The following is a 4,494-nucleotide window of genomic DNA, read 5'->3' as shown; positions in this document are numbered from 1 at the left end:
CAGAACCTGCTTCGGATTTATCACATTTACTAGCTTTAGGATCCCTTAGCGTTTCGGCAGCTTTGTGAGCTTCTTTTTTTGATACTTCATGTTTACTCATAACAATTCTCCTTTAAATGATTGTTATAATTCAATTATATACTATTTTTCTCAATTGTCATTAAAATATCAAAATATTACATTTTTTTATAAAGTAAAACAAAGTATAAAAATCCATACATATATTATTTCTTGTTTTTTTATTTGATAATTGCAATAACTATTCATATTATAAATCCGAATATATGCAAGGTGTTTCATAAAAATTCTTTTTCAATTAACAAACTATTTATCATCAATCCCCGAATCGATAATTTTAACTTCCGCCACCTTTTTTTGTTGATCAATGTCCCAGAAAATCAAACGATCAGGCCCTCCACCTCTCAATGTTATCAATACCATCCTGTCAGACTGACGTGTGACCTTTTCTATCCGTGTCCCTTTAGGTTCTTGCAATATACTGATTGGACGTGTAATTTTTAGTGAATTTTCATAAATCATGACAGAATCGTTTTTCTTATGAGTTATACGACTGATAATTGCGAAAACCAGTATCGTTGTGGCCATTATTATCAGAATTCCCAAAAATACAACTAAAGCTAACAATCCTTTATTTTTTCGTGATAAAGAATCTTTGTTTTCAAGGGATATATTCATTGACATTAAGGTACTTTCTGTATGAATGGTTCAAACACGATCGACTCAACTTTGCTTGTAACTTCAGTTCAAGAAAAATACAATAATTTAAGACTTGATCGATTTTTAAGCAAAACCTATCAAAATTATTCACGATCAAGAATTAAAGCACTCATTGAACAAGGACATTGTAAACGTAATCATGTCCCTGTTAAAAATCCATCAACTCCCATTAAAACAAATGATAAAATTGAATTGCAAATCCCTGAAGTAAAAGAGTATTCATTGATACCTCAGGACATTCCCCTGGAAATTCTATTTGAAGACAATCATCTTATCGTAATCAATAAACCGGCTGGATTAGTTGTACATCCAGCCCCGGGAAATGAAAATGGTACCTTGGTCAATGCTCTTTTGGCGCATTGTGGAGACAGCCTGTCAGGAATAGGAGGAGAAAAACGTCCCGGAATCATTCATCGGCTGGACAAAGACACTTCTGGAGTAATGGTTGTCGCAAAATCTGAACAAGCCTTAAGCAAACTATCCGCTGATTTTGCAGATCGAACCATAAACCGGTTATATCATGCCATCTGTTGGGGAATACCAAACCCAAGTCCAGGGTCTATTGAGGGAAATATCGGTCGTGACCCCTATGATCGTAAAAAAATGACAATTGTCAAAAAAGGTGGAAAATATGCCAAAACAAATTATAAAATTCAAAAAATAATAAATCCAGCTGTAAGCTTTATTCAGTGTAAACTTGATACAGGACGCACTCACCAGATTCGTGTGCATTTATCGAAACAAGGTCACCCCTTAATAGGTGATCCCGTATATCTTAAGCGGATTCCCGCCATTGCAAAAATCTTACCCATAGATCAAAGAAATGAACTTCTTGATTTTCCCAGACAGGCCCTGCATGCGACACTTTTAGGATTTAATCATCCCATAAGCAATAAATATCATGAGTTTGAAACATCATTGCCCCAGGATATGGAACGTTTAATAAAGAAAATAACTACGGAAAAATAAAGATATAATAAATCCTTATTTTTCGATTCGAAATAAACACTCTTGCAAAGAAAAAAAGAACTTGTTAAAATTTTAGTAATAAATTATTAATTATAAAGATTAAAATTTTGTAAAATACATGTTTTAAACTCTATAAATATTAACCAGTTCAATTTTTATTACCTATAATCGAATTTATCGATGAAAATATACTTTATTTTTATGTTATTTTTTTTGACAGGACTAAATTAGTCTGATATAACAATGTTCGTAAACAAAACAAACTTCATAAAATATAAATGTGGGTCAACTGCATTAATTAAAAATACAATAAAGATCAACAAGACATGTGTTCTGTTTTACGCAGACCATAACATCATAAAGGTACAAATCAATGGTTCCTTCAATGTTAGATATCACGCCAGAAAACAACATTACACAATATATCCAGAATATCCGCAAATTTCCCCTCTTAACAGCTGAAGAGGAATTCACCTATGCGAAACAGTGGAAAGAGGAGGGAAATATACAGGCTGCACATAAATTGATCAATGCACATTTAAGATTAGTCGTTAAAATAGCCACAACATACAAACGCTATGCCTTGCCCCTGAATGAATTGATAAGTGAGGGAAATATAGGTATGCTTCAAGCCATCCAACGTTTTAATCCAGACCGTGGGTTCCGGTTTACAACCTATGCAATTTGGTGGATTAAAGCGGCCATTCAGGAATATATTCTTCACAACTGGTCTTTGGTTAAAATAGGGACAACCGCTGCTCAAAAAAAGCTTTTTTTCAATTTACGTCGCGTTAAAAGCCAGATTAAGGCCTTTAGTGACACTGATCTAACCCCGGAACAATTGGAAACAATCTCGGAGAAACTTGGGGTAACTACATCCGAGATTCAAAGTATGAATCAACGGTTAAGCGCTCAAGATCACAGCCTAAATACCCCTATGGGAAACGACAGTGATTATAACGAATGGCAGAATATGCTGGTTGATGACGCCATTAACCAGGAAGAGAGCTATGCCGAACGTGAAGAACTATCCCAACGTCATAATATTCTACAAAAAGCGATGGAAGGCTTAAAACCCAGAGAACGTGAAATATTAACGGAGCGTAGGTTAAAAGATAAACCTGCAACTTTGGAAGAACTTTCAAAAGTCTATAAAATTTCCAGAGAACGTATCCGTCAGATTGAAACCCGTGCTTTTGAAAAATTGCAAGAAATTATTCAAAAAGCACATGGTTCAGATATTGGATTTAAAAACTCAATAAACCAGGTAGCTATTGCCTAAAAATATAAAACATAACAAGCTGGATTATGGCGTATTTAACCTAGAAGATATCGTAATAATCCAGCTGATCCTATCGCGATAATCAGTGTAACCAAAAAAGAGCATCGAATAGCCGCCGTTACCGTAAAGATTAATGCAATCATATCTGCCATCCGTCCTGTAACAAAATAAGGTGCGATCAAGGAAATCATTACGCATCCAGGAACAATTTCCAATATGTTCTTTAATCGGGGATGATCATATTTACTAAAAACAAGGTATCCACCAATTCGTGTCAGATATGTTACCATCCCCATGAATATAATCGTCAGAAAAGCGTGTTCATTAATGTAGGTACTAAACATTTTTTGATGCCTGCAGCATGTGATTGGGAACCAGAAAGACAAATATTATTCCGGTCAAAGTACCCGCAATAATATACCATTCCCCAGGCACAAACATATACACTATACAGGCAGTTATAAGGCTACTTGCCCAGATAATGCCTTTTCGCCATCCCAGCCACATACCACGAAGTAAAACAATGAATATGGCTGCAAACGCCATATCAAATCCATAATGCAAAAGATTGCCAAATAAAGGCCCCAATAAAATTCCTATCACGGCACTTGTAACCCAGACAAGATACAAAGAAACTCCTACAGTCATATAAAATATATAGCTAAAAGATGGACTAATGACTTTTTTTAACCTGTGATAACAGTCCTGCAATGACAATGCCCAACATTCATCACATAAAAAGAAAAAAGATGGTAAAATCCTTTTTAATGAAAAATGCTTGCAAAACTGTATCATGGTGGCGCCCATTAAAATATGACGGCAATTCACCAGTAAGGTCATCGCAACAATCAATAATAATGGCGGTGTTTTTTGCCATAAATTAATCGCGACAAATTCAGATCCGCCAGCAAAATTTAAACTGCACATTAACCAGAGCTCAAGCGTTGACAATCCATGTATCTTTGCCTGCGCCCCCAATAACAGACCAAAAGGAATGACACTTAACATTAAAGGAAAAGCTGTCTTTAAAGCTCTCAGAATTTCCCTGCGTATATTTGATCCTACGCGTTTTTCTTTATTGGAATCAGATGTTAACCCGTTATTTTTTTTATTGAATATTTGGATAACCATGTGCATCACATTGAATTGGTCAAAATAATATTTGATAATTATCTATTAAGCTGTTAATAAAACAGTTTTTTTTAAAATTTTTCTTTTGGAATATATTAAATCTACAACAAATTTCAAAAGATAAAAAAATTTAAAACATACTGTTATTAATTTTACGATCAGATAAATTTGTTTCAAATGATTCTTAGTTACAATCTATCTTTTCGATCATTATATTTAAGCAATAAAATAAAATTATCTATAATATATCCTTAAATCATTTCTTGAACATATATTAAAAGGTGGTTTTTGTTTCTTTTTCATATAAATATTAATTTTCAAATCTTTTTTTGAATAAAATTCATTAAAATTTTCTTAATAAAAATCTTTTATTC

General features: G+C 33.6%; 5 protein-coding genes. 2 read left to right on the top strand and 3 right to left on the bottom strand.

Annotated elements, in window-relative coordinates:
* Positions 1-324: 324 nt before the first annotated feature.
* Positions 325-606, bottom strand: a complete 282-nt coding sequence (locus tag U0839_RS08520; RefSeq protein WP_155564980.1) for a hypothetical protein — start codon at positions 604-606, stop codon at positions 325-327.
* Between the two features lie 111 nt (positions 607-717).
* Here U0839_RS08520 and U0839_RS08515 point away from each other — a divergent pair, with 111 nt between their 5' ends.
* On the top strand, positions 718-1,707 hold the full coding sequence (locus U0839_RS08515) for an RluA family pseudouridine synthase (protein ID WP_413550473.1): 990 nt from the start codon (positions 718-720) through the stop codon (positions 1,705-1,707).
* A 373-nt stretch (positions 1,708-2,080) separates the two neighbouring features.
* Complete coding sequence (rpoH, locus tag U0839_RS08510; protein ID WP_122122994.1) at positions 2,081-2,989, top strand: RNA polymerase sigma factor RpoH; 909 nt, start codon at positions 2,081-2,083, stop codon at positions 2,987-2,989.
* A gap of 35 nt (positions 2,990-3,024) precedes the next feature.
* On the opposite strand, the gene U0839_RS08505 is transcribed toward rpoH, so the two are convergent.
* Together U0839_RS08505 and U0839_RS08500 are read right to left on the bottom strand one after the other, a co-directional pair.
* On the bottom strand, positions 3,025-3,333 hold the full coding sequence (locus U0839_RS08505; RefSeq protein WP_110439386.1) for an AzlD family protein: 309 nt from the start codon (positions 3,331-3,333) through the stop codon (positions 3,025-3,027).
* Positions 3,326-4,120, bottom strand: coding sequence for an AzlC family ABC transporter permease (locus tag U0839_RS08500; RefSeq protein ID WP_155564977.1), 795 nt, complete (start codon positions 4,118-4,120; stop codon positions 3,326-3,328). The genes U0839_RS08505 and U0839_RS08500 overlap by 8 nt, the downstream gene beginning before the upstream one ends.
* Between the last annotated feature and the right edge of the window lie 374 nt (positions 4,121-4,494).

This window comes from Commensalibacter sp. A3DC, from assembly GCF_047307945.1.
Taxonomy (GTDB): domain Bacteria; phylum Pseudomonadota; class Alphaproteobacteria; order Acetobacterales; family Acetobacteraceae; genus Commensalibacter; species Commensalibacter melissae.
This window is presented reverse-complemented; position numbering and strand designations above follow the sequence as displayed.